This window comes from Acetobacterium sp. MES1 (genome assembly GCF_002237635.1).
Taxonomy (GTDB): domain Bacteria; phylum Bacillota; class Clostridia; order Eubacteriales; family Eubacteriaceae; genus Acetobacterium; species Acetobacterium wieringae.
In genome coordinates this window covers 61,814-85,316 of sequence record NZ_MJUY01000006.1, presented here as the reverse complement: position 1 = coordinate 85,316, position 23,503 = coordinate 61,814, and the positions used below count along the sequence as shown (strand labels likewise).

Annotated in this window: 28 protein-coding genes and 2 riboswitches; of the genes, 6 read left to right on the top strand and 22 right to left on the bottom strand. The window is 43.3% G+C overall.

Features of this window, described 5'->3' with window-relative positions:
- Nucleotides 1-2: 2 nt before the first annotated feature.
- The gene (locus BI182_RS01840; RefSeq protein ID WP_286805115.1) at nt 3-371 is read right to left on the bottom strand and encodes a NifB/NifX family molybdenum-iron cluster-binding protein; all 369 of its coding nucleotides are present in this window, start codon (nt 369-371) and stop codon (nt 3-5) included.
- A gap of 135 nt (nt 372-506) precedes the next feature.
- Nucleotides 507-1,031, bottom strand: coding sequence for a C-GCAxxG-C-C family protein (locus BI182_RS01835; RefSeq protein WP_286805113.1), 525 nt, complete (start codon nt 1,029-1,031; stop codon nt 507-509).
- 261 nt (nt 1,032-1,292) lie between these two features.
- Between BI182_RS01835 and BI182_RS01830 the strand changes: the two genes are divergently transcribed.
- Entirely contained in the window at nt 1,293-1,667 is a 375-nt protein-coding gene (locus BI182_RS01830; RefSeq protein WP_286805111.1) for an LIM domain-containing protein, read from the top strand.
- A gap of 155 nt (nt 1,668-1,822) precedes the next feature.
- On the opposite strand, the gene BI182_RS01825 is transcribed toward BI182_RS01830, so the two are convergent.
- The 7 genes from BI182_RS01825 to BI182_RS01795 form a co-directional block, all read right to left on the bottom strand.
- Nucleotides 1,823-2,194: a NifB/NifX family molybdenum-iron cluster-binding protein gene (locus BI182_RS01825; RefSeq protein WP_070372432.1), complete on the bottom strand. Its 372-nt coding sequence runs from the start codon at nt 2,192-2,194 to the stop codon at nt 1,823-1,825.
- A gap of 27 nt (nt 2,195-2,221) precedes the next feature.
- Nucleotides 2,222-2,740 (bottom strand): C-GCAxxG-C-C family protein, encoded by a 519-nt coding sequence (locus BI182_RS01820; protein ID WP_286805109.1) that lies wholly within the window; start codon nt 2,738-2,740, stop codon nt 2,222-2,224.
- Nucleotides 2,741-2,925: 185 nt separating this feature from the next.
- Nucleotides 2,926-3,765, bottom strand: a complete 840-nt coding sequence (modD, locus tag BI182_RS01815; RefSeq protein WP_286805107.1) for a ModD protein — start codon at nt 3,763-3,765, stop codon at nt 2,926-2,928.
- A gap of 15 nt (nt 3,766-3,780) precedes the next feature.
- The gene (locus BI182_RS01810) at nt 3,781-3,999 is read right to left on the bottom strand and encodes a heavy-metal-associated domain-containing protein (RefSeq protein ID WP_286805106.1); all 219 of its coding nucleotides are present in this window, start codon (nt 3,997-3,999) and stop codon (nt 3,781-3,783) included.
- Nucleotides 3,996-4,733, bottom strand: a complete 738-nt coding sequence (locus BI182_RS01805) for an ATP-binding cassette domain-containing protein (protein ID WP_286805105.1) — start codon at nt 4,731-4,733, stop codon at nt 3,996-3,998. The genes BI182_RS01810 and BI182_RS01805 overlap by 4 nt, the downstream gene beginning before the upstream one ends.
- Nucleotides 4,727-5,551: an ABC transporter permease gene (locus BI182_RS01800; RefSeq protein ID WP_286805103.1), complete on the bottom strand. Its 825-nt coding sequence runs from the start codon at nt 5,549-5,551 to the stop codon at nt 4,727-4,729. The genes BI182_RS01805 and BI182_RS01800 overlap by 7 nt, the downstream gene beginning before the upstream one ends.
- A 9-nt stretch (nt 5,552-5,560) precedes the next feature.
- Nucleotides 5,561-6,352 (bottom strand): substrate-binding domain-containing protein, encoded by a 792-nt coding sequence (locus BI182_RS01795; RefSeq protein WP_286805102.1) that lies wholly within the window; start codon nt 6,350-6,352, stop codon nt 5,561-5,563.
- 193 nt (nt 6,353-6,545) lie between these two features.
- Here BI182_RS01795 and BI182_RS01790 point away from each other — a divergent pair, with 193 nt between their 5' ends.
- The 3 genes from BI182_RS01790 to BI182_RS01780 all read left to right on the top strand — a co-directional run bounded on the left by BI182_RS01790 (nt 6,546) and on the right by BI182_RS01780 (nt 8,395).
- Entirely contained in the window at nt 6,546-6,755 is a 210-nt protein-coding gene (locus BI182_RS01790) for a TOBE domain-containing protein (RefSeq protein ID WP_070372426.1), read from the top strand.
- 168 nt (nt 6,756-6,923) lie between these two features.
- A riboswitch (cobalamin riboswitch) is annotated at nt 6,924-7,098 on the top strand.
- 175 nt (nt 7,099-7,273) lie between these two features.
- Complete coding sequence (locus BI182_RS01785; RefSeq protein ID WP_286805099.1) at nt 7,274-7,921, top strand: hypothetical protein; 648 nt, start codon at nt 7,274-7,276, stop codon at nt 7,919-7,921.
- 12 nt (nt 7,922-7,933) lie between these two features.
- Nucleotides 7,934-8,395: a EutP/PduV family microcompartment system protein gene (locus BI182_RS01780; protein WP_228880947.1), complete on the top strand. Its 462-nt coding sequence runs from the start codon at nt 7,934-7,936 to the stop codon at nt 8,393-8,395.
- 253 nt (nt 8,396-8,648) lie between these two features.
- Here the strand turns inward: BI182_RS01780 and BI182_RS01775 are convergent, their stop codons facing one another.
- Both BI182_RS01775 and BI182_RS01770 read right to left on the bottom strand, forming a co-directional pair.
- A complete protein-coding gene (locus BI182_RS01775; RefSeq protein WP_070372424.1) occupies nt 8,649-8,981 on the bottom strand; it encodes an energy-coupling factor ABC transporter substrate-binding protein in 333 nt (110 codons plus the stop codon).
- On the bottom strand, nt 8,981-9,745 hold the full coding sequence (locus BI182_RS01770) for an energy-coupling factor ABC transporter permease (protein WP_286805097.1): 765 nt from the start codon (nt 9,743-9,745) through the stop codon (nt 8,981-8,983). The genes BI182_RS01775 and BI182_RS01770 overlap by 1 nt, the downstream gene beginning before the upstream one ends.
- A gap of 296 nt (nt 9,746-10,041) precedes the next feature.
- Between BI182_RS01770 and BI182_RS01765 the strand changes: the two genes are divergently transcribed.
- Nucleotides 10,042-11,313 (top strand): IS110 family RNA-guided transposase, encoded by a 1,272-nt coding sequence (locus tag BI182_RS01765; protein WP_286805095.1) that lies wholly within the window; start codon nt 10,042-10,044, stop codon nt 11,311-11,313.
- A gap of 210 nt (nt 11,314-11,523) precedes the next feature.
- Here the strand turns inward: BI182_RS01765 and BI182_RS01760 are convergent, their stop codons facing one another.
- The 9 genes from BI182_RS01760 to BI182_RS01720 form a co-directional block, all read right to left on the bottom strand.
- Complete coding sequence (locus tag BI182_RS01760; RefSeq protein WP_286805093.1) at nt 11,524-12,366, bottom strand: energy-coupling factor ABC transporter ATP-binding protein; 843 nt, start codon at nt 12,364-12,366, stop codon at nt 11,524-11,526.
- Between the two features lie 24 nt (nt 12,367-12,390).
- The gene (cbiQ, locus tag BI182_RS01755; RefSeq protein ID WP_286805092.1) at nt 12,391-13,269 is read right to left on the bottom strand and encodes a cobalt ECF transporter T component CbiQ; all 879 of its coding nucleotides are present in this window, start codon (nt 13,267-13,269) and stop codon (nt 12,391-12,393) included.
- Between the two features lie 47 nt (nt 13,270-13,316).
- Nucleotides 13,317-14,093, bottom strand: coding sequence for a precorrin-6A reductase (gene cobK, locus BI182_RS01750; protein ID WP_286805091.1), 777 nt, complete (start codon nt 14,091-14,093; stop codon nt 13,317-13,319).
- 115 nt (nt 14,094-14,208) lie between these two features.
- Nucleotides 14,209-14,401, bottom strand: a riboswitch (cobalamin riboswitch).
- Nucleotides 14,402-14,475: 74 nt separating this feature from the next.
- Complete coding sequence (locus BI182_RS01745; RefSeq protein ID WP_070372419.1) at nt 14,476-15,087, bottom strand: 4'-phosphopantetheinyl transferase family protein; 612 nt, start codon at nt 15,085-15,087, stop codon at nt 14,476-14,478.
- A 157-nt stretch (nt 15,088-15,244) separates the two neighbouring features.
- A complete protein-coding gene (locus BI182_RS01740; RefSeq protein ID WP_070372500.1) occupies nt 15,245-15,730 on the bottom strand; it encodes a ferritin-like domain-containing protein in 486 nt (161 codons plus the stop codon).
- Nucleotides 15,731-15,783: 53 nt separating this feature from the next.
- Nucleotides 15,784-16,227 (bottom strand): peptide-methionine (R)-S-oxide reductase MsrB, encoded by a 444-nt coding sequence (msrB, locus tag BI182_RS01735; protein ID WP_148636628.1) that lies wholly within the window; start codon nt 16,225-16,227, stop codon nt 15,784-15,786.
- A gap of 57 nt (nt 16,228-16,284) precedes the next feature.
- Nucleotides 16,285-18,345, bottom strand: coding sequence for a thioredoxin domain-containing protein (locus BI182_RS01730; protein ID WP_286805086.1), 2,061 nt, complete (start codon nt 18,343-18,345; stop codon nt 16,285-16,287).
- Between the two features lie 65 nt (nt 18,346-18,410).
- The gene (locus BI182_RS01725) at nt 18,411-20,099 is read right to left on the bottom strand and encodes a putative ABC transporter permease subunit (protein ID WP_286805084.1); all 1,689 of its coding nucleotides are present in this window, start codon (nt 20,097-20,099) and stop codon (nt 18,411-18,413) included.
- Nucleotides 20,099-20,821, bottom strand: coding sequence for an ABC transporter ATP-binding protein (locus BI182_RS01720; protein ID WP_148636625.1), 723 nt, complete (start codon nt 20,819-20,821; stop codon nt 20,099-20,101). The genes BI182_RS01725 and BI182_RS01720 overlap by 1 nt, the downstream gene beginning before the upstream one ends.
- Nucleotides 20,822-21,039: 218 nt before the next feature.
- Between BI182_RS01720 and BI182_RS01715 the strand changes: the two genes are divergently transcribed.
- Entirely contained in the window at nt 21,040-21,903 is an 864-nt protein-coding gene (locus BI182_RS01715; protein ID WP_286805080.1) for a ferredoxin-like domain-containing protein, read from the top strand.
- Between the two features lie 121 nt (nt 21,904-22,024).
- On the opposite strand, the gene BI182_RS01710 is transcribed toward BI182_RS01715, so the two are convergent.
- Nucleotides 22,025-22,645, bottom strand: coding sequence for an ABC-2 transporter permease (locus BI182_RS01710; RefSeq protein ID WP_286805079.1), 621 nt, complete (start codon nt 22,643-22,645; stop codon nt 22,025-22,027).
- Nucleotides 22,645-23,502: an ABC transporter ATP-binding protein gene (locus BI182_RS01705; protein ID WP_286805077.1), complete on the bottom strand. Its 858-nt coding sequence runs from the start codon at nt 23,500-23,502 to the stop codon at nt 22,645-22,647. The genes BI182_RS01710 and BI182_RS01705 overlap by 1 nt, the downstream gene beginning before the upstream one ends.
- Nucleotide 23,503: the final 1 nt, after the last annotated feature.

Genomic DNA, 23,503 nt, shown 5'->3' with positions numbered 1-23,503 from the left:
GTTTAGTTTCCGCCAACGCCATGAAACCCTGCGTGAAACTGGTCGAGGACAGCCAGTTTGTTATCCATATACGCATCGATGTTATTCTGAATCGAGCCCAGCGTGCTTTTATAAATTTCCAGTTTCGTCGCTTTAAAAACCTCAGCGGCGTTTTCACCACATCGTGGAGTGATTAAGATATCAGCGTGGCTATCGACAACGATCTGGGCTGCTTTAACCCCCGCCCCGCCAGGACTGCTGGCGGCAGCATTTTCAATGAAATCACCCATTTTTGTCGTGGTCTCATAAATGTAAAAATAGGGAGCTCTTCCGAAAGACATGCATACTTCACTCGCCAGAACTTTTTCATCTGCAGGTATTGCTACTTTCATTAAATTCTCCTTTTTATTATTGACATATGTTTTTATCACTTATGATTATACCTCTTTAAAAACATATGTCAATAACTATTTGAATTTAATTACTCGCCTTAAGCTTCCCGATTTTGCTAACCTAAGTAAGTGGTGTCATTTCTGTTGGTGCAATTTTTGTCCTTCAATATATGCTGCCATTATCGCTGCTGCATTCCCCACCAACGCTTCACAGGGCCGATTTTGATAGTATGCTGCGGTTCGCTGCTCCGGAACCGGACTATCCTTGCCTGCTCCCAGTCCCAGTAATTCCCGGCAGATGATCGACTGGTTTTTGTCCTCAAATTGTTTGGCTAGCTCCTGAATCCGCTGATAATGGGCGGTTTTTCCGGACTGATCCTGGGGATCGCTGTAGCCGTAAAGCAAACCTGCCACCATGAACATCCCGGTCACCGCACCACATACCTCTCGAAGTCTGCCCATGCCTGCGCCGAAGGATGAGCTGAACCTGGCGGCCGTTTCAAAGTCCAGGCCACATTCATCGCTAAACGCCAGCAAAACAGCTTGAGAACAATTATATCCCTGTCGGAATAAATCCTTTGCCAACTTGCTATGTCCTGTATTTAAATTTTGATGTGATTTTGCCCCGATCAACTCAGCTTGTCGCTTCTCTTTTTCCATTTCAAATATGTCCTTTCTCACCTTAACAATGATCTTCGATCAACGCTGTATTCCGCTGTTTATAAGTATTATATGCCATAATAAACATATGTCAATAACTACCGCCGTGATTTCTCATCATGATAAAATTATTCAATGCTATAGCAAGGCCGCCGCAAAAATGATATGATATAGTTAATCAGGCTGTCGATTAAAATTATTTTTATTTTGATCAGTATGTTACAATAACCAGAATTTTTAGAAATGCCAGGGAGAGTAGCTATGCAAACATGTTTTAGTTGTGGAATCAGTCTTGAAGACGATGATGTTTATGAAGTCAAAGGAAAGATTTTTTGCGATGATTGTGCCATGGGCCAACATAAGGTGACCCAGACCTGCGACCCCAGTGCCGTTCACAGTGCCAAACTCGATCGCAAAAATTCCGGCCAGACCGGCATTGACGGTTTAACCGATCCGCAAAAGAATCTCTACTTATTTATGAAAGATTGCGGTGGTGTAACCATGCCGCAATGCGTCGAAAAATTTGGCTTAACGCCGGATGAAATCAGCACCAATATGTCCGTCCTGCGACATCTCGAGCTGGCCAAGGGGCAAAAGCGAGCGGATGGGGTTTATTTTGTTGTTTGGGAAGCCTGATTATTTTAGAGCCCCATCTTTTTGCGGTGCGGATTTCGAATAAGCGATCCGCTGACCGGATTGCTCGAAATCCGGCTTTAAGGATAGTAATTAAATCATCCTTATACGCAGAAAAAACCCTATATTTTAGGGTTTTTTCTGTGATAAGCTATTGTTTAATGGTGATGGTCATGATCGCCACCACAACCATCGGTACCTTCAATGTTTCTGATGAGCTTTAGGTCACGTTTCTTCATTAAATCAAGGGCTTCCATGCCCGTCTTGCCAGACCCCAGAAAACGGGTAATACAGGCATCAGCCAGGATCTCAAAGGCCTGCGGATCACTGATTGCTCCGGTGATAATCCCTTCACAATTAAGATCAATAACTTTTTGCGCCAAGCTTTCTGCCGAAAAACCTTGGCAGTTTTCAATTGCACTCACACTTAAATTCGTAGTATCGACCACCAATAAATACTTCCCCGTCTCAAACTGCTGCGAAACATTATTTTCCAGCGTTTTACCGTCCATCGATATCGCTAAATACATTTTTGCGACGTCCTCCTTTTCTAGTACTCATTTTTTGTTGTTATCACTCATTTTTTCGCCATATGGCATCTCGAAGGCTTCATTTTGCGGAATTTGCAGATATTTGTACGCTAATTGAGCGGTTTCTCCCACCATTTTCATACAGTGCACCCGACGGTCTTTTCCATTCCAATCTTCAAATGGCTCACAGATATCGCGACAGGTTGTACAACCATTATTTTCACAAAATTCTCTGACCAGATTGTTATACCGTCGGTAATATTTTTGTCCGACTTCCGGTCCACGAATCTCAGCATCGATGCTCCAGGGATCCTTGCGGCCATAGACCGCACTGTTTGCCATTACGGCAGCTGATAAGGCACCACAGGTTTCACCGACAAGTCCAATGCCGCCGCCAAAACCGGTACACATCGCAATCGTTTCCCGGGGAACATCTAAAACGCCCGCACGTAATAACGCATCATATACACTTTCTGCACAATTTAAGCCACTTTTGAAATTCTCGATCGCATAGTCATTGACCAATTGACTCTTATTATCTTCCATCTTCGTTTCACCGCTCTTTTCTTAATTTTTTCACACTGTGTGAATAATCAATTCTACTTATACAATATTATAAGCTATAAATAGCATATGTCAATAATGCAAATGATTAAATCGATATCCATCCGAAACAGTCGCTTAACCAAAAAAGATACAAGTCACCATGCTTGTATCTTAAAATGAAGCTATTAACCGATCTTAACTCCAACGTCAATGGGTTTGGCACTGTAGAGACAGGTTGTCACAATACCATTGACCTGGGTGCTGGCATAAGCGGAAATATTCGTCTCATTGATGCCGCCCGCTGCCAGCAGCACAACGCCAGGAAATTCACTGCGCAACTGCTTAACCGCTGCGCTCAGATCTTCGACCGTCAGCTTATCAAACTGGATTCCATCTACCCCGGCCTGGCAAAGATCAATTGCCTGGGACAAAGTGGTGGCTTCGACAATAATTTTCTTTTCACAGCATTCCGCTTTGAGCTCCGGCATTTTTTTTAGCAGACCATCAAACCCGCCAATAAAATTCAGATGCTGTTTAAAAATAAGAATCGTTTCCGATAAACCCAAGCGGTGAGGCATGGCCCCGCCGGACATAATCGACTTGATCGCCAATGCCTTGGTTCCGGGAAATCCCTTCCGGGTTGTCAAGATCGCTGTGTTCGGACTGACACTCTTGGCCATATCCACCATTTTTCGGGTTTTGGTGGCAATTCCCGAACAATTATCAAGAATATTCTGACCCACCTTCCAGGCTTTATGTAAATCTTCGGCCCGTCCCGTGCCGGTAATCAGTTCGTCACCGGCACTGACTTTCTGCCCTGAAGCCACCATCGATTCTGTTTTGATATGTAAGCGCTCAAAGACCGAACTGACTTCTTCGGTGCCACAGACAACCGCATCTTCCCGGGTAAAATAAGCAATTTTTCCCGGCTGTTCCCTGACCCCCAAAACCCAGCTGGTCAAATCAATATAGGGAACGTCCTCATTAATTAACTGGTCAATCTCGTTGATTGATATAAATGACATCTTTTTTCCTCCGTTTCAGGTGATTATTTTGAATGCTTTGCCTTCGATTGTTTCGATGCTATCTTTGATAGTATCGTTGATGATCCGCTGCTCGTCAAATAGAATTGTAACGGACTGGTAATCATCGCTGACCCCAACCTGACTAATACCATTTTTTTGTAGTAATACGTCCGTAATTTTCTTGACACATTTGGGGCACATAATCCCGTCTACCGCAAATATCTGTTCTTTCATGTTTGAACACTCCCTTCATAATTCCTGCCCAAAAACTGATTGATTTCTTCATCCTGACACCGCTCGAATAAGTCGGTACTTTTTCTGATAGCTTTTAATTCACCATTGACCATAATGCCGATTCGATCCGCCATGCGCTGAGCTTCATTGAAATCGTGAGTCACAAATAGAATCGTACACCCGAAAATGTCATGAATTTTATTAATCTGATCATACATGTTTTCTTTAGTTGCCGGATCCAGAGATGAAAAGGGTTCATCCATCAAAAGCAGCTGCGGGTTTAAAATCAAAGCCCGAGCCAGTGCTGTTCGCTGTCGTTCGCCGCCACTTAAGGTTCCGGGATACTGTTTAAGAATATGGCCGATTGATAATATTTCCGCCATTTTATCGACCCTTTCTTTTTGAACGCCTTTGTCCATCTTGCGGATTTTTAAGCCATAGGTAATATTATCAAAAACAGTCATATGGGGAAACAAACCAAAGTCCTGATAGACAAATCCGATATTTCGCTTTTCCAGCGGTACATCGATGACGGGGATCCCCTGAATCATTACTTTTCCGGAAAATTTCCGATAAAATCCTGCGACCGATTCAAGCAAAACGGTCTTGCCCGACCCGGTTCTGCCTAAAACCGCAAAGATCTCTTTCGCACCGATGTTTAAGTTGATCTGATTCAACTTGAATTTTCCCAATTGGACAGAATAATTGTTGATTTCAACCATTGTATTTACCATCTGTTCACATCCTTCATCCGGCTTTCTTGCTTATTTTTTCGACCGATCCAATTTGTCAGAAACAGAGACAACAGCGAAATGATCAGAATCACTGTCGCCGAAGCCATCGAGGCTCCAGTATCACCAGTCGCCAGATTCAAATATATCGATGTCGTCAATGTTTCGGTTTTCATCCGCGTCGCACCGACTAGCATCAGGGTCGCGCCAAACTCGCCTAAGGCTCTCGACCATGTCAGAATAATCGTTGAAAGAATACCATTTCGGGCGAGGGGCAGGGTAATGGTGATAAAGCGCTCCCACTTTGTCGCTCCCAGACTACCGGAGATAAATTCCAGCCGCTCATCAACTTCTTCAAATGCCGTGCGAATAAAGCGAATGGCAAACGGTAAATTGACAACTGTCTGGGCGATAATAATCCCATTTTTATCAAATACGACTTTAAACCCCAGTTCTTTTAAAGCTTTCCCAAAATCCGAGGAGAAAATAATCAATAAACTAAGCCCCAAAACGAGATAGGGCATCGACAGCGGCAGTTCAATTATTATTTGACATATTTTTTTAAACGGAAATACGGTTCGGGTCAATGCATAAGCGGTCGGTATCGCCAGCAACATACAAATAAGCGTCGCAATACTGGCGGTATATAAGCTTAGCCTGATGGAAAACCGTACTTCATCCGAATAAAACGCTGCCCCTAAATAGGGTATCCCTTTAAGTACAATTGCCAATATCAACGCCGTCGTAAAGATAATGACAATAAAGGTAATAATAATGGTTAGGATTTCAAAAAAATCAAAGGTCGATATTTTCCCTCTCATACCAACAGTTTAGTTGAGTACTTCGTAACCATTTTTTTCCCAAATCGTCTTAACCGGATCTGAATCCAGATAGGTCATAAACGCCGCCAGCGCTTCTGTATTGGCACTGCTGCTTAATTTGGCTGCCGGAACTGTTTTTACATAGGCATTGAGGTCTGGGGTATTGACAATTTCAGCATTGGCTGGCACATTTTCTTTCCAGACAATAATTGCATTGCATTCGTCCACCGACAGGGCATTGGCTATTTCCGGGGCGGTTGCGGCCCGGGCGACGACATTCACATTGTTTAAAATGCCCAGGTCGGTTAAGGCCTTATTGGCGATCTTACCAATCGGTGTCGCTTCACTATCCCCCAACACGACTTCGACCCCGGCCCCGGTTAAGTCGTTTAAGCCAGTGATGCCCAGCGGATTGCCGCTTTTTACCGCCAGCACCGGAATGTGTTTAACCAGATCGATGCTTTCGATTACCTTATCCTGAACCGGTTTGAGCTCATCAGCCGAGCCAGCAATAAACAAATCACCTTCGCCAGTTGTCTGAATCTGATTCTGGCTTTGAGCGGCATTGGCATAAACCACCTGGATGTCACAACCGGTTTCTGCTTTAAACTGATCGGCAATCTCACCAAAGGGTTTGGTCATCCCGGCTCCGCAGTATACAAACAGTGTTTGACCATCAAGACTTTTTGTCGTATCAACCTTTTCTTCGGCCTGACTTGAATTACTACCACAACCCGACACCAAACCGAGTAGTGTTCCCATTACCAATAAAATCGCTAACCATTTTCCGCTACGTTTCACTCAACTTCTCCTTTTGATTCACTTAGTATTGTTTTGTTTTGTTATGAATGTTATTATATTGTATACCCTTCTTTTATGTCAAGAGATCATTTCGGTTAAATGCGCTTCGCCGTTTAACACCGTTTTGTCTGGCTTAAAATGGGTAAAATTAAAAAGGTAGTAATGATTACCTTGTCAGAAAGGGGGTGTCAAGATGAAATTAAGTGCGAGAAACCAGTTAAAAGGAAAAATTGTTGCAATTGAAGATGGTGCGGTGAGCGGGATCGTGAAAATTGATATTGGAAATGGCAACATTATTTCAGCAACAATTTCCATGGCGGCAATCAAAGATCTTGGATTAGTCGTCGGCGGTGATGCAACTGCGGTCATCAAAGCAACATCTGTTATGGTTATGGTTGACTAGACGAATCTCAATTCAAAACACAGAAGCGGATAGCAATTCCGTTTCTGTGTTTTAGCGTAGCTGAGATCTCCGGCTTTGCAAATAGTATTTAAGTCAGTTATTGTCTCTAATCCAAGGACGTATTTTACCTTCATCTTGAAAAAAACAATAATAGACTTGATTAACACCCATTTTTAGTTTATTATTGGCATAGAAAAGCATTTACAAAAGGAACGCGGTGAAAATCTGCGACAGTTTCTTTGCTACTGTAAGGAGAATATGGACGTATTCAGTCATTGGGAAAACCGAGAAGGCTGGGTGCAGGGAGTCCCTCCAAGTCAGGATATTTTTGTAAACGCATCATCTGTTTGAAGCTTCAAAGAAGGCTGCAAAATGTGAGAAGAAAACGAAATGACGTTCTCCTTTAATTAATGACGTCACTGAAATAGTCCCGCATTTGTAAACCTTTTTTTGAAAAGGTTTTTTTATTTTTTTTTGCAGAAATAAAAAAACTGAACACTCAAGAAAAGAGGAAAAAAATGAAAGACGTTGTTATCAAAAAGATTCCCATTGGAACAGATATTGAAAAATTGCTGGGAAAGAAGCCCCTTGAGGCGGATTCCTCTGCCTATGAAGAGTACAGTCATGCTGCGAATATTTTAAGCCAACGGTTTAAACCCCGGGCCATTCTCAAAGAATGTTCGGTCAAAACAACCACCGGCAACACGATTCTGATCGGCGGCCACGTATATAAAAGTAAGATCCTGAAACATCTCTTGTCGGACAACCAAAAGGTGTTTTTGTACCTGTTGACCATCGGCGACATGCCAACCAACCTCAATCAGACCGAAAAATATCTGTTAAATTCGCTTAAACTTCCCGTTATGACTTCAGCAATGCGATATCTGAAAAATACGATCCAGCTGGAGCAAAGCTTTGATAAAATCGGGATGGTCAATCCCGGACTAATCCCGGACTGGTCGATTGAGGCCAATCAGATTATCTTCAATACCTTTGGTAACACCACCAAAAGCATCGGTATGGAAATAACCCCCTACAGCACCATGCGCCCGCTTTACAGTTCTTCCGGCATTCTTTTTGAAGATTTATTGGATTACTGCGAGTGTCAAACCTGCCCCATCGATGCCTGTATCGGCCGGGAAGCACGTTTTGTCCAATCAGCCTAACGGAGGATTTTTATGGCAAATAATAAAAACCGCATCGCTCTGATCGGTCGGATTGGCAGTGGCAAAACCACCTTATTCCAACGGCTGACCAATGAATTGATCACTTATGGCAAAACTCAGCAGGTCAGTTATTCTGACCATTTTATTGACACTCCCGGCGAATTTGTTGAACTACCCTGTTTTCGACCCCAGGCCATCAATGTGACCTGTGATGCCGGACTGATCGTCCTGATTAATTCCAGTACCGATCATCAAAACTCGGTTCCGCCCAATTTTGTCTGTACCTACAACATCCCGGTGATCGGGGTCATCACCAAGATCGACCACAGGCATAGCGATCTGAAACGCAGTCGTCGTTACCTGACTTATGCAGGTATCCATCCGGATAAGATTCATCCGGTCAGTGCCCTCACCGGTGAAGGGATCACTGAGCTTAAAGCGGTTATTCAGAAATATGTCACTTTTGAAATCTAAGTGAGAAAGCACACAATCACTTGAATGATAAAGCTACCCACTGATATTACCCCAGGCAGACAAAATCCCTATTTGACCAGCCAAATAGTATTTTCTGCCTGAACACAAACGATTCAAAGACACTGATTTCTTGATATCGTTTAAAAAAGCGCGTTAATTTCATTGTGAAAATAACGCGCTTTTTTATAGACGCACGCAAATAAAACCTAATTTAATTTTTCGTTTCTTAAAAGGATCTGCCGCTAAACTGAACCTATTTCGTTTTTTTCTTGCCGGTCTTGCCTTCTTCCTGCTTCTTGCGTTCAACAAAGCGACCCATCACAAAAGCAATAATACCGACACCGATACCGGTTTGGATGCAGAAAAACAAGCTTTCCACTTCGCCGGGGATTTCACCATTAATGGCCGTTTCAAAAATAGGGGTAAACCAGGGTTCATATTCGGTTCCGGTAATCTCTGAAACCACCCCACTACCGGCATCATCCGATCCGCCAAATTCCGCATCCTGCAGGATAAACAGGGGCACCAGAGCAATCAATACCACCAATACTAAAAGACCAATTACCGTTTTTCTTGTTGCTGTCATTATTTTACACCTCCGGTAAGATATCCCAAATCATTAAGTTCTGGTTGCGCATAGGTTTCCAGGCCGATAATGATGACCACGGTCAGAATCCCTTCAATAATCGCCAGTGGTAACTGAGTTGGTGCAAACACGGCCAGAAATTTTACCATTGAGGCCGCAACTCCGCCGCTTTCAGAGGGATAGGCCAAGGCCAACTGAAATGCCGTGACACAATAGGTAAATAAGTCGCCAATGGCGGCAGCCAGAAAAACTCCGACATGGCGATTGATCTTTATTTTTTTACAAAGAATGAAAATACCATAGGTTACAAATGGTCCGGCAATCGCCATTGAAAAGGTATTGGCTCCCAGCGTCGTCAAACCGCCATGGGCCAGTAAAATGGCCTGAAATAACAGAACAATGACGCCCAAAATACTGACTGCTGCCGGTCCAAATAAAATAGCACCCAGCCCGGTTCCGGTCATATGGGAACAACTGCCGGTGACTGATGGTATTTTTAACGATGATAACACAAAAACATAGGCGCCAGCCATAGCCAGCAAAGTAATGGTTTTAGGGTTTTCCTTGAGGGTTTTTTTGATTGACAGATAACCGGCAATTAAAAACGGAATACAGATTACCCCCCAGGCGATACTGAAACCGACAGGCAGATACCCTTCCATAATGTGCATGGCACTGGCCACCGGGGTAAACCCGAAAACCAGGGCAATGGCTGCCACCACTGCAACAAATCTTTTTTCTCTGGTGTTTAAACGTGTGTTCATAGTTTTATACATTCCTTTCGCTTCGCTCAAGGCACAAACATTTTCATGAAAATGTTGTACCCACTCCATTTTTTGTTTACAATTCTATTATGGAACAGCAATACACTACAGAACACGGAAGGAGGAGTGGCGAACTTAGTTTCGATCCCGTATAGTTATATGTGTCGTCATCCTTACAAGCACAAACAAGTGGGACATTGAGCCCGGACTCTTATCATTGGTAGTAAACCATGTTTATTAAGTCGCAGGATGACAGTCAATGTTGCTGTTCTTTTAATATTATGGTGGTGATATTTATGATGAGGATTGTTTACCCCATCTGCTGTGGACTTGATGTTCACAAAAATCTTATCGTTGCAACCATCGTAACAACCGGCAAAGACGGAATATCTGAGTATCAGCAAAAATCTTTTTCTACCATCAACTCGGATCTTCAAAAATTTCACGACTGGCTGATTGAAAATAACTGTAAACACGTTTGTATGGAATCCACTGGTAAATATTGGATTCCTGTTTTTAATTACCTTGAAAATGATATCGACGTTTCTCTTACTCACCCCAAATATGTAAAAGCTATCAAAGGCAAGAAAACGGATAAAAAGGATTCTAAATGGATTGCTGACCTTTATAAGTTTGATCTGGTCAGATGTTCTTTTATTCCCCCAAAGGATTTCCGTCAACTTCGTGAACTGGCTCGCTATCGTTTTAAGCTTGTCTGCATGAAATCTTCTGAAAAAAACCGGATTCAAAACTGCATGACCGTTTCAAACATCGCAATAGCCAGTATACTGTCTGACCCCTTTGGTAAAACAGCGACTGAACTCATGTCCTATTTGCTTCAAAATACAGCGGATACGATTGATGATAAAGCAGTTCGTAAACTGATCAAAAAAGGTGCCCGGGCAAAATCAGATGAAATATTCGAAGCTATCAAAGGTTATCACATTGGCTCGGATCAACATAAAAAACTTGACCTTGCCAGAGCTCATCTGAATTATCTTGATGATATGATTCGTCAAACCGAAATTGAACTTTATGTCCGGATCAAACCTTACTATGAATTTGTCGAACACATCGCTACTCTGCCTGGTATCACTCAATTAAGTGCCACAATCATTCTTGCAGAAATTGGGGTTGATATGAATGTCTTTGATGACGCAAAACAACTTTGTTCCTGGTCGGGACTTGCCCCTTCCAACAACGAATCTGCCGGCAAGAAAAAATCTGTTCGTATTGCCAAAGCTGGTGCTTATTTGAAACCCTTAATGGTTCAATGTGCTCTTGCTGCAATCAGGAGCAAAAAACAACCTTATTTTGCAATCAAATATGGTCGTATTAAAAAACGTCGTGGTCATAAAAAAGCCATTATTGCGATTGCACGCATGATGTTGATCTGCATCTATCATATGGTTATTAAAAAAGAATCTTTTAATCCCACTGATTATTCGGAATTGATGGATCCGCATTTCAATCAGCATAAAGTCATTCTGAATGATAAAAACGTCTTTGCTTACCTTGAATCTCAAGGCTACGATACTTCGTCATTGGTTAAATGCAACGATAACTGATGCTTAATTTAACACTTTAATTTTTTCAAGGGGCTACCCTTAGTTTAAGTCGCCCAAAAACCAACGTTATTTTTCACTCTTCCTCCTCTTGTTTTTATCTATTATTAAGGGTTTGCAAAACTCTTGCGCGCTCATATTAAGTTTTGCAAAACCGGCTTAATCAATTTCGCATTTTTGGTCTTGATTTGCCGGGACACCGGCGCCGATGCTTCAGGATAATGTGAATTGTTTTTCCAGCAGAACCTTTAATTCCTCGGGACTGGTGGGATAATCGTCGCTGTTCTTAACCATTTTTTTATCCACCAGCATTTCATAGACATCCAACATCGTCGGCCGCTTCAGATTGGCCTGTTTAAGAATTTCCCGGTTTTTAAAAATCTCCAGCGGTGTCCCATCGGCGATGATTTTCCCCCGATCAAAAACAATCGCCCGCTCGGCCCAACGGTAGGCAAAATCGACATCATGAGTGGAGATCAGCATCGTCTTGCCTTCTTGCCCCAGCTTGACCAGCACATCTTCCAGCATTTGAGCATTGAGGGGATCCAGGGCTGCGGTCGGTTCATCAAAGATAATCACTTCGGATTTCATGGCAATAATATCGGCAATGGTGACCCGCTTTTTTTCGCCGCCACTCAAATAGTGGGGTGGACGATCCTTAAAATCGAGAATATTCATGTAAGTCAGGGCCTCATCGACCCGATGGATTACTTCTTCCCGGGGCAGTTTTAAATTCATCGGACCAAAGCCAACCTCAGCCATCACTGTGGAGGCAATGATCTGGTTATCGGCATCCTGAAAAACAATGCCAATGTTTTTTCGGAGTTCTTTTAAATTCTTTTTATTAATGACGGTACCCTGATAGCTGATTTCGCCATGATCGGCCTTCAGCACCCCATTGGCATTAAGAAAAAACGTCGATTTTCCGGAGCCGTTGGAGCCAATCACGGCAATCTTTTCGCCTTTGTAAATATCGACACTGACCCCTTTCAGGGCCGGGTTACCGGTTCCATAACTGTAATGAAGATTATTGACTTTAAGTATTGGCTCTCTCATCGATTGACCTTTCAAATTGAATCCTTATTTTGTAACATACCAAAGCAGCAGCAGAAAAAGCATAAACCCGACGGCGTAGATCACCTGACTGATCTGAAACGGTTTTTCATCCTCCAGAAAAACCAGCTCCCCTTCATAGCCTCTGGCTTCCATGGCGGTATAATAGGCATTGGCCTTTTTAAGGGAAAGTACCAGCATATTGCTGGCGACATTGCCAAAGGTTTTGCAGGAGGTCTTAAAATCGCAATAACCCTGCCGGGAATCGGCGGAATTGCGCATGTTGTTAAATACGTCCAACAATATAAAAATATAGCGGTAAATCAGATTCATCAGTTCAATGATCAGCTTGGGTACATGGGCTTTTCGCAGCACCCCAATGATTTCAGAAGACGGTGTCGATAGGGTCATCATGATCATCGCACTGATGGCCCCAAACACTTTCAGCATCAGAAACACCATTTCCAGAAGCTTGGCAACCGACGTATACAGATAACCAAAGCCGAGATAGAAATTGAATGGACCAATTGGCTGGCTTGAAAAATCAATGCCGATAGCAACGGTGCCCAAAATGATAAAGGTAAGCGGAATCATCAGCACCGACAGATAGGCCCCCAGTGGCAGCCCACCTTTAATAACCGTTAAATAAGCCATGCTGATAATCACAGCAATCGAAACCAGGGGATTGTTGAGAATAATGCACAACAATAGGGTCAATACTGAAAAGACCACTTTAAAGCTGGGGTTCCAGCCTCTGATTTTTGAGGCATAGGCGTAATAATCAATGGCTGATCCTTCGCCGTGTTTATGACCGATTTGATGCTGATGCTTGTAATGATGATGGCTGTTATCGCTTTTTTCATTCGTTCGGACATAACCAATCCGTTTAGCTGAACTATTCTCCATCTGCGCCCATCCTTTCTTTTATCTATGATTTCGGTCCATTGCCAGCGCTAATTAACCGTATCGATACGATCGATACATTCAATCAACTCATCAACCGAACTGAATTTATTACTGCACTGCTCTTCGATGCGATCAACCAGAATGATCTTCATGCCCAACTTTTTAGCGGCGTTAATCTTATCCACGACGCCACCCATGTTGCCGCTTTCTTTGGTCACCAACACCTCTGCCTGGCAGTATTTAAAGAGTTCCATGTTCAGGGCTTCGTTATAGGGCCCTTTGATGGCAATGATGTTTTTGGGGCTGAACCCCAGGCTTTCACATTTACTTAAAACCTTCCAGTCCGGCAGCACCCGCAGATAGACCCGCTTTGAATAGTCCGGAATTCTTTTAAAAATATCAATTCTGTTACTGCCCAAAGTCAACAGAATGTTTCCTTGGCAGTTCATCAGAACATCACAGGCTTCCCCATAGCTCTTAACAACGGTAATATCCGGATCATCTTCGTATTTTACCCGCTCCCGTTCATAACGAATGTAGGGCAGATTTTCAAATTTGCAGACATTGATGGCATTTCGGGTTATTTCTGACGAAAAGGGATTGGCCGCATCAACTAGACAGGTTGGTTTTAGGGTTCTGATCAAATGAGTAATGTGATCTTTATTGAGTTTTCCCTGATAAATATCCAGATTCTTAAATTCCTCCAACATCCCGGCACCCAGACGGGTTGTAACGGTTACGGCCGTGTCATGGTTATTTTCTAATAGTCTCGCAATTACAGTCTTGGCATCGGTTGTCCCGGCTATTACTAATACTTTTGACATCTTCCTCCATCACTCTCATTTATATTTTTGCACAAAAAAACCTCATTATCTCTAAACAAGACAATGAGGCCGCAAAAATGCGCACAAAAATAAACCTCCTCCATCTCTCGTAGAGTTTGAGATATACAAACAGGCAGGTCTTCTGGCTTGAGCGTCAACATTGCCTCCTGCCTTCCCATTTCTGGTGGCATTCCTGGAGAAACTCGTCTCTTACAGCGGCGGGACCGCGGGGGATTTTCACCCCTCTTCCCTTTTCACCGGCTTATAATACATTGATTACAGCCGACACCTGTTTATTTATTTAATTCTTATTATTTTCTTAATTCTATAGTACTATATCAAATTTTTCCAGTTTTGTCACGTATTTTTTATCCCAGCGATTTTACGCTCTGAATCGTTCCGTCCTTAAACCCAGCTCGGCCAATGACATTCCGGCGATGGAAAACACATAGGCTTCATCAGGGTCAACCAATGTGATGGCTTCTGAATCGATGGACTCAATTGTTTTTAAATCATCCCTCAGACCGGCCCCTGTTTTTTTCATCAAACTTTCTTTTTTAGTCCAGATTTTCGTAAAAGCCAGGGCCTTGTTATCGCTTTTATTAATCAATTTTAATTCCTGCTCGTTACAGACATATTCAGCCAGCTGGCCATCATAGGCCGCCACGGTTTCAATATCGACCCCGACATCACTGGTATGAATGGCACAGATTACTCCATTTTTACAATGGCTGAGATTAAAGTGGATCTGGGGATAGTCGCTTAAATATGGCTTGCCCTTGGCCGAATAACAAAAGCGAAGCTTTTCCGAAATACCATATTCATTTTTTAACCCGTAATTCAGCAAAACATAGCCCAATACCGACAATTTCTGATCAAGCTTTTGCCGATACGCTGTTGCCTTTTGCTGCCGTTCGTCAGGAAGCAGCATCAGACTGCGTTTAAAAAGTTCATCTGAAAATTCTTCCATTTGATCAAATAAATAAACTGCCATTTATACTCCTTCACTTTTAACTTTAATAGTAGCACTATCTTAACAATTTTTTTCGTTCTTGACTATTTTTTTCATAAGTAAAGGGCTAAACCATTCTTCAAATGAAGGTAGTCCAGCCCATTTATTTTTTAATACCGTTAATCTGAAATGATTTATTTTAGTATTCTTCCCGGACTCCAAATTCGGCGTCTTCCACCCATTCTTCCGGACGTTCGACCAGGGTAATCAGATTATCAAAGATTTTATAATGATTCTCTTCCTGCTTGACCAGGTAACCAAACAGTTTTTTAGTTTGTTCATCTGCTGATTCCTGATAAAATTTCTGATAGAGTTCGATGCTGTCCTTTTCCATTTGCAGAGCCATCCGATAGACATCCAGCTGATTGGGGATTTTTTCGAATTTGTTTTTAAAATCACCCCGGTCTTTAAAAACATTGTTGGTATCTACCAATGCTTCATTATCAGCTAAATCGTAACTTATTTTTGCCAGCTCATTTTTTAGCAATACGGCGTGACCATTTTCGTCCTCGGCCAATAATAAAAACACCGCATTTAACGGATTGTCCTGATTATTTTTTGCTTGTTCACGGTAATATGCTTCGCCGTCACGTTCCATCTTAATTGCAAATTCAATACTATTCATTTCTTCACCTCTCATCATTTATTAACCTCGTCCTTTGACGATCTTATACTAAACTACTCAAGCAAATTTAAATAAGCGCCATAACCCTGGGCTTCCATTTCCTCGGCTGGAATAAAACGCAGCGCCGCACTGTTAATGCAGTAGCGCAAGCCTCCGGTGGTGATCGGACCATCCTCAAAGACGTGACCCAGGTGGGCGTCACCAGTGACGCTACGAACCTCAGTCCGCTTCATCCGCAGGCTGGTGTCACTGAGTTCTTTGACCGCTTTGGGATCGATCGGTTTGGAAAAACTGGGCCAGCCACAGCCCGATTCAAATTTATCGCTGGATGAAAAAAGTGGTTCGCCAGTGGTGATATCCACATAAATTCCTTTGCGGTATTCATTGTAGTATTCATTCTGAAACGGTGGTTCGGTGGCATTTTTCTGAGTCACCGCATATTGATCCGGGGTCAAGGTCTTTAATAAGGTCTCCTGATCCTTCTTTTGATAGTTCATTATCGTTCCTGCCTTTCTCGTGATGCTTCTGTTCTACCCCATTTTTCCTGATCTTAATCAGTCTTTTATAATTTTAAGAAAGCTTTCAAGATCATTCACCGGTTGCTCGCAACGGTAGTTTTTACAAATATAGGCAGTCGGTTCGCCATGAATCATCTGCTGATTAACGGCAAACTCATTGATCTTTTTGAGATCGGTTTCGCTTTTATTAAACAGTACCACCGAAAACGGCAGAAACTGCTGATTTAAGTGACGGTTCATTTCACGAATCGTCGTATCGGTCTCATACCCGGCAAAAACCACCTCAGTAGTAGGCTGTTCATGGAATAATTTGGCACAGAGCATCATCGTACTGGCCATCGGTGCCTGATTGAGGTTTCCGGCAAAATAGCCAAATATCCCGTTGACAATATCGATGTATTTCTGCTCTCCGGTTATTTTGCCCAGCTTCAGCAGACAATAAGCAGCCAGGGCGTTTCCCGATGGCTTGGCATTGTCGTACACTTCCTTGGGCCGGGCAATCAGTTGCTCAGTATCATTGCCGTAGAGAAAAAAGCCAGCGGTGCCAAATTCATCGCCAAAGAGGTTGATCATATCCACCGCCCGCACAATCGCTTTTTCAAGATACTCGGTTTTAAAACTGGCCTGATACAGTTCCAGATAGCCCCAGATGACACTGGCATAATCATCCAGATAGCCGAGAATTTTGGCCTCCCCCTTGCGGTACCGGGCGTAGAGCCGGCCACTCAGCCGGGCCATGTTGTTTTCAATAAAGGCCATGGCCTCTTCCGCCTGTCGGACATAGACGGTTTTGTTAAAGATCCGTCCCGCCATCGCCAGAGCGGCAATCATCAGCCCATTCCAGGAGGTTAGGATCTTATCATCTTTATGGGGATGCACCCGCTTTTCCCGTTGAGAAAAGAGATCGGCTGTCATCTCATCGAGCGCTTTTTCCAACTCGGGATTGGCTTCAATCAGATCGAGATCAGTATCGATCATATTGACAATATTCTTACCCTCAAAATTACCTTTTTTTGACATCGGATAAAACTTAAAAAAGACCTCGGCCCGCTTCTGGCCCAGTATTTTTTCCACCTTATCCATCGACCAGACATAAAATTTGCCTTCTTCCCCTTCCGAGTCGGCATCTTGCGCGCAATAGAAGGCCCCTTCCGGGGAACGCAGATCACGATTGACATAGGTAATGGTTTTTTCGGCAATTTTTTTATAGAGTGGGTTGCCAGTAGCCTGGTAGGTTTCAGCATAAACCATAATCAGCAGGGCATTGTCGTAGAGCATCTTTTCAAAGTGGGGAACCAGCCACTGTTCATCGGTTGAATAGCGGGAAAACCCAAAACCGATATGATCAAAGATCCCGCCTTTATACATTTGCTGCAGGGTTTTTTCCACCATTACCAGGGCATCGGGCTGCTTAAAGGCCTGATAGCAGCGCAACAGGTAAAAAAGATGATGGGGGGCGGGGAATTTGGGAGCCTTGCCAAAACCACCATAGCGGTCATCAAAGCTTTCATCAAAAAAATCATAGGCATCAAAAAAGATCGTTCGCTTTAGTTCCTCTTCCCCTTTTCGCACCTCCAGATTATTGAGCAGTCCGGTCATCCGATTGGCAGAATCAATAATGTCTTCATTATTTTTTCGCCACTGGCTTTCAATACCCAACAATACATCAATCAAGCCAGGGTTTCCAAGCCGAGAGTATTTGGGCAGATAGGTGGTGGCATAAAAAGGTTTGCGGTCAGCGGTCAGAAAAACATTAAGGGGCCAACCGCCCTGACCGGTACTGACCTGGGCAAAGGTCATATATATCTGATCAATGTCTGGCCGCTCTTCCCGATCGACCTTGATGCTGATAAAATATTTGTTCAGGATTTCGGCCACGGCTTCATCCTCAAAGGATTCTTTTTCCATCACATGACACCAGTGACAGGTGCTGTAGCCAATTGAAAGGAAAACCGGTTTGTCCTGTCGCTTGGCCAGATTAAAGGCCTCGTCCGACCAGGGATACCAGTTTACCGGATTATAGGCATGCTGTAATAAATAAGGACTCATTTCATGAACGAGTCGGTTTGCTTTCTTTTTCACGTCGTCAAGAGCCATTGTGTCAACTCCTTTTTATAGTTTTCGTTACTTGCTATTATGCCCCTTAACCATTAACCTGGGCTTTAATTACCTTCAAAATTCAAAAATTCCGCTTCCAGGCGACGGCTGATCACCTGGTAAAAAACCACACTGAGAATTACGCTGATCAGGGCAAATACTCCGTAACCCAAAATTGGATTGACAAAATACCCCAGCAAACCACTGATCCCAATTAACAACCCGGTATAGGCCATCCCCACAAAAAGCGTGATCACCACATTCATATTGTTTTTAATGGCCTTTTGGGGGTTATCCCAATTGAGCAGCGGTCGGTTCATGTCCATAAATAATCCAAACAACAAAATCGGCAGTGACCCCAGTATCCCCAGAACGATGGTTATCACAAGGGTGGACAAGGGTAAGGGGAAAATGAATTGCACCGCAATGATGGTAAAGACGATCCCCAGGCTTTGAATAAACATCGCCACCCCGGTTCGCCCCGCAATCTGATCTCTGGCAGTCACCGGAATCATCCGGGTCAGCCAGGAGGCTTTTCCTTCCCGGGAAAAGGTCGAGGCGGTAGTGGCTGAGGTACCTCCAAAAAAGATAAAAAAGGCAATCAGTAAAAAGTTGATCAAAATCGGCATGGCTCTGAAAAATTCCTGCATCCCCTGTAAATCTTCCGGGGGAATTTCAATAAATGAAACACTGAGGAGAATGCAAAGCGGCGCAATAATCACCACGCTGACATTATTAAAAAAGTATACCGGGGTCCGCAACAATAGCCGCAAATCCATGGTAAATATTGCCATCGCTCCGTGACTCTTTTTCCCCAGCACTTTGCTGCGCTGGGCCCCGCTTAATGGTTTACCCTTTTTGATTATTTTGCCGCTGACAATGCTCTTAAGATAAACCCGATTGCCGACTGTAACCATCAGAGCACAGGATAACAGCGTGATTCCCAGCAGTGTTGCAACCCAGCCCAACGACATCAGGGTGATTTTATTAAGCGCCCAGGCCATTAAAAAACTAGTCGGCATCAGGTAGCCGATGCTGTTCAATAAGCCTTCATTATTGGTCAGAATCGTATTCATCAACAGCTGAAAATCCGCCTCATCACCGCTTCCCAATTGGCTGGTAAACCAGATCTGAACCGTGAAAATGACGGCAATCCCGATAAAGACAAAAACAATCTGCAGCATATCCTTGCGTCCTTTGAGGGAAGCCGATTGCATAATCAGCATGATCACGGCGGTCATTAATGAGAGCGGCAGCACCGGGACAGTTAAAAAAACCAAAAACGACAGCAGCCCATAAAGCAGCTCCATGCCCTGACCGACACCATAAATAATCAAAATCGGAATAAAAATAAAGGCCGCAAAAATATATTCAAACACCAGAATGCTTAAGAATTTTGCAATGATCAGTTTTCGTTGACTGATTGGCAGCGGGATCAGTTCTTCAATGTCATCAGAGAAATAGAATTCTGAAAGAATGTACATGACCCCAAAAACAAGGATCAGCACCGTTGCCATAATATAACCAATGCTTAAAAAAACCGAGGTCTGATTAATCAGTGTCAGTCCAAAATAGGTGGCCGACATGAGTGAAACATACATAAAAAAGGCCGGGATCAACGCTACTGGCACAATAATCAGGGTAAATAACTGTTTGTAAAATTCTTTTTTATTAAACTTCTGATTGTAGAAGAACAACGAAAATCCCAATGATTCGTTGATAAATAATTTGGTTAACGAGATAATTTCTTTCATTATTCGGTCAACTCCAAAAAAATATTCTCAAGTGACTCCTGACTCCCGGCTTTTTCACGAATTTCAGCCATGGTGCCCACCTCAATGAGCTTGCCCTTCTTAATAATGGCAATCCGGTCACAAATTTTTTCGGCCACATCCAATACATGGGTGGAAAAGAAAACCGATCGGCCCCGGTCGCAATGTTCCCGCATGATTTTTTTAAGCTCAAAGGATGCTTTGGGATCCAAACCGACCATTGGTTCGTCCAGAATAAAAACCTGCGGATCATGAATCAGTGCTCCCACCAGGGCCAGCTTCTGCTTCATCCCATGGGAAAAGGATCCAATCGGATCATTGACAGCATTTTTGATTTCAAAAATATCCAGATATCGTTCAATCCGTTCCTGTCGGTCAGAAGCGGGCACCTGATAAACGTCGGCCATGAATTTTAGATACTCAATGCCCTTAATCTTTTCAAACAGCTCTGGACTATCGGGTACATAGCTGAACTGTTTTTTTGCTCCCAAAATGTCCGTCTGATTATCGATGCCGTTGATCCTTATCTTCCCGCTGTTGGGTGCCAGCAAACTGACAATCATTTTGATGGTAGTGGTTTTTCCCGCTCCATTGGGCCCGACAAATCCGAAAATTTCTCCAGGATGTACTTCAAAGCTGACATCATCGACAGCTTTTTCGTTTTTATTGCCATAGGTTTTTGAGATATGTTCAAGTATCAGCATAGTCGCTCCTTTTTTCTTGGTGATTCTGTTTATTTTAACACAACTCTAGCCGTTTGCGACGATAAAATTTAATATTGTTTTTAGAAATAAGGCATACAATAGAGACAATACATATCAGCATTCAAAACGGATAACTGGTCGGCGGCGAAAAATTTTTTTCATTTGCGACCACTTATTTTTTTGAATTGCCTCACACCTTTAGGAAAGCAGGTAATTGCGTGATCACAAAAAACGAAATTGCAGAATTGAAAGCCCAGGGGATCTTAGCCCAGCAACAGGAAGGATATTTTTCGATTCGGGTTTTAAGCCGGGCCGGAAATTTGACCTCAGCTGAATTAAAGACCCTGGCCGAAATTGCCGAAACATACGGCCGGGGCTATCTGGGCGAAACCACTCGCTTAGCCATTGAAATTCCCTGGATCGCTTATGAAAACCTGGATGCCGTTAAATCTGCCCTCACTGCCGGTGGACTGGTTTTCGGCGGCACCGGAAAAAAAGTCCGGCCCCTGGTAGCCTGTAAGGGCACGGTTTGTCAGCATGGTCTTTATGACACCCAGAAACTGTGCGGCATCTGCCATGACCAATTTTTTGGCCGGGATCTTCATGCTAAAACAAAAATCACCTTTGTGGGCTGCCCCAACAATTGTGCCAAGGCCAACACCAATGATATCGGCCTGGTAGGACAGGCTTACATCCAGTTTGATTGGGATGCCTGCCTGAACTGCGGTAAATGCACCAAAGTCTGTCGAACCCAGTCGCTGACAATGCTCAATCAAAAACTACTTTGGAATGAACGCCAGTGCGTTAATTGTGGAAAATGCGCCCAGGCCTGCACCACTGGTGCCATCACCGTGGAGGTTCGCGGCATTGCCGTCTATCTGGGTGGCCGAATGGGTCGGGGGTACCGGTTTGGTGACCGTTTAACCGACCTTTATGCAGCCGAAGAGATTCCCAATCTGATTGATAAAATTCTGGAAACCTATCTGGAGCTCGGTAAAGACGGGGAACGGATTTGTGGCGTACTCGACCGAATCGGGATCAGTGCCTTCGAAGATGCCTTGCAGGAACGGCTGGAAGACTAATTACCGAACGTTTACAAAATGATACCGAACATACAAAAGGGCTGATTTCTCAGCCCCCTTTTTGTTTTCAATACGCACCTTAAATCAATTCGTTAAGTGGTGTCTTTCAAAATGGTTCTTTCTAAAACTCTTTTTTTGTATAAATCTTAAGTGAGATCAGATAAGAAAGGATCACACCAGCGACAGAAAGGCCGATTAACAAGAATAAATAAATCCACGGATTTCCGGTGGTTGGCAGGGGGACATTGAACTGTTCCAGCAATAGAATCAGGGCCGTTGGAATCAGGGCACAGAGAAAGAGCATCAATCGAGCTTTTTCAGTCCCAAACTTATATATCAGGGGAATAATCACCGAACCAAAGATTAAGGCCACCAGATAGATTACCCCAACAATAGCCAGGATTTCCAGATCAAAGCTTTTGCCCATGATGACGCTGCCAACTATTCCAACAGTCAGTGACAAAACGGCCCCCAGGGTGTTTAAGATGACCATCACCAGATACTTACTGAGTACCATTTCGGCTCGGGTCACCGGCATTGTTAACGCATAAGCGTCCCACTTGGCCAGATCGTCATAGCTGATCGTGGTCACCACCATCATGGCAAACATCAATATAATCATCCCAAAGATAAAACCATTGCCTTGTGGCAAGAAAACAACGGCGAAAAAGACCATCATCACGCCCAGCATTTTAAATGTGCTTTTTAAATTAAGCAGATCTTTTAAGATCAATCCTTTCATTATTTTTGCCCCCTTACATAAAATAACATAATTTCTTCAATGGTTACCCCATCCACAACCGCCTCCGGATATTTTTTACGGATAGCCGCCTTATCTGTCACCAGCACCTCAAAACTGAACTGATTCTTGCGATAACGGATAAACTCACTGCCCTCGAGTTTGCGGAAGTCTTCTTCGCCGCATTTCAAAATCCCCATTTGGGAAAGCAGGGTCTCTTTTTCTTCGTCAAGCAGAATTTCGCCCTGGTGAATAAAGACAATATAGTCCGCAATCTTATCAAGATCACTGGTAATATGTGACGATATCAAAATGGCATGTTTTTCATTCTGGATAAATTCCATAAAAACATCAAGAATTTCCTCCCGGACAATCGGATCCAGTCCGCTGGTGGCTTCGTCCAGAATCAGCAACTCCGCTTCGTGGGACAACGCCACGGCAATCTGCAGCTTCATTTTCATCCCCCGGGAAAATTCTTTGATGATTTTATTATCTGGCAGCTTGAATTCTTTCAGATAGTGCTGAAACATTTGCTGATTCCAGTTTTTATAAATACTCTTCATCATTTTTGAAATATCACCGGTCTTTAAATTATCGTGAAAGTTGCACCCGTCCATCACAACCCCGACAGACTCTTTGACTTTTTTCTCATCGGTTAAGCTATCCATGCCCAGTAGCTCGATGGTTCCCTCATCGCGACTAACCAGATTCAGGATCGCTTTAATGGTCGTGGTTTTACCAGCGCCATTCTCACCGATAAAGCCGACAATACTGCCTCTGGGCACTTTAAAACTGACATCTTTGAGTTGAAAATCCTGATAGTTTTTGTTCAAATTTTTAATTTCTATGGCATTCGTCATA